Genomic DNA, 1,617 nt, shown 5'->3' with positions numbered 1-1,617 from the left:
GGCTTTGAGGGCACGCCGATCGCGCCGCTCGTGCCCGCCGCGCCGGCGACGCGCCGCCGTGCCGAGTTCGTGCTGCGCGGCCGCATCGTCGGGTTCCACGAGCGCGCCGCGCGCCGCGCGCTCGACGTGCCGCAATGCCGCGTCCTCGATCCGGCGATCCTCGCGCTCGCCGACCGCCTGCGCGGCCTGGCGCTGGCCGCGTTCCGTCCGGAGGCCGAGGCGCAGGTGAACCTGCTCGACACCGGCGCGGATCTCGTGCTGCGCGGGCCGCGCGAGCCCGACCTCGCCGAGCGGGAGCGCCTCGCCGCCTTCGCCGCGGAGGCGGATCTCGCGCGCCTCTCCTGGGCCACCGGCGAGGCCGCGCCGCTGCCCGTCGTGGTGCGGCGCGCGCCCCGCATCGCCTTCGCGGGGATCGCGGTCGAGCCGCCGCCGGGCGCGTTCCTGCAGGCCACGCGCGCGGGCGAAGCGGCGATCGCCGCAGCCGTGCACGATGCACTGGCGGACCTGCCCGAGGATGCGGTCGTCGCCGATCTCTATGCCGGCATCGGCACGCTGACCTTCCGTCTCGCGCGCCGCTTCCGCGTGCGCGCGGCCGAGGGCGATGCGGCGGCGGCCGCGGCGCTGCGGCGCGCCGCCAATGCCGGCGGCCTCGCCCCGCGCCTCGCCGTCGAGCCGCGCGACCTCGCCCTGCGGCCGCTCCTGCCTGAGGAACTCAAGGGGACCGACGCCGTCGTGCTCGACCCGCCGCGCGACGGCGCGCGCGCGCAGTGCGCGGCGCTGGCGGAGGCGCCGGTTCGCCGCATCGTCTACGTCTCCTGCAACCCCGCGGCGCTGGCGCGCGACATGCGCCTCCTCGCCGGCGGTGGCTGGCGCCCGCTGCGCGCAACCCCGATCGACCAGTTCCTCTGGTCGGGGCATCTCGAATGCGTCGTGCCGTTCTCGCGCTGACGCTGCTCGTGGCCTGCGCGCACGAACCGGCGCGCCTGCTCGCCGACATCGAGGCGGGCGCGGGCCCCTCGGCGCTGAAGGCGGCAACACCCGCGCCGAGACGCGAGGAGGTGGCCTTGCCCGGCACCGAGGCCGATCTCTACCGGCCGGGGACGGCGCCGCGCGCGCGCATCGTCCTGGTGCCGGGACTGTCCGAGGCGGGGCGGCGCGACGCCCGCCTCGTGCCCTTCGCCGAGAGCCTGGCGCGCGTCGGCTTCCTCGTGCTCGTGCCCGACCTGCCGGCCGCCCGCCGCCTCTCCGCCGACGCATCCGACGCCGAGGCGGTCGCGGCGGCCGTGCAGGCATTGCCCGAGGGGCCCGGACCGGCGGGGATCGCGGCGATCTCCTATGCCGCCGGGCCGGCCTTCCTCGCCGCCCTGCGCCCCCCGGTCGCGGCACGGCTCGACTTCATCGCCACCCTCGGCGCCTATCACGGCACCACGGCGATGCTGACCTATCTGGTCACGGGCGGCCATCGCGCCCCCGGCGAGACGGCGTGGCGCTTCGGCAGGCCGCGCCCCGAGGCGCTCTGGCTGTTCGTGCTCGCCAATGCCGCCGCCCTGCCCGATGCGCGCGACGTCGCCTGGCTGCGCCGTGTGGCCGAGGCGCGGCTCGCCGGCCGCCCTGCGC

1 protein-coding gene and 1 pseudogene are annotated in these 1,617 nt (G+C 78.2%); both read left to right on the top strand.

Annotated elements, in window-relative coordinates; translation table 11 throughout:
- Positions 1-948: class I SAM-dependent RNA methyltransferase (locus FK498_RS18630; protein WP_141857188.1), on the top strand; the 948-nt coding region annotated here is incomplete at its 5' end.
- Positions 924-1,617 (top strand): annotated as a pseudogene (locus tag FK498_RS18625) (hypothetical protein); the annotation flags it as partial. The gene FK498_RS18630 and the pseudogene FK498_RS18625, both read left to right, overlap by 25 nt.

This window comes from Elioraea sp. Yellowstone, assembly GCF_006704265.1.
Lineage (GTDB): Bacteria > Pseudomonadota > Alphaproteobacteria > Acetobacterales > Acetobacteraceae > Elioraea.
This window is presented reverse-complemented; position numbering and strand designations above follow the sequence as displayed.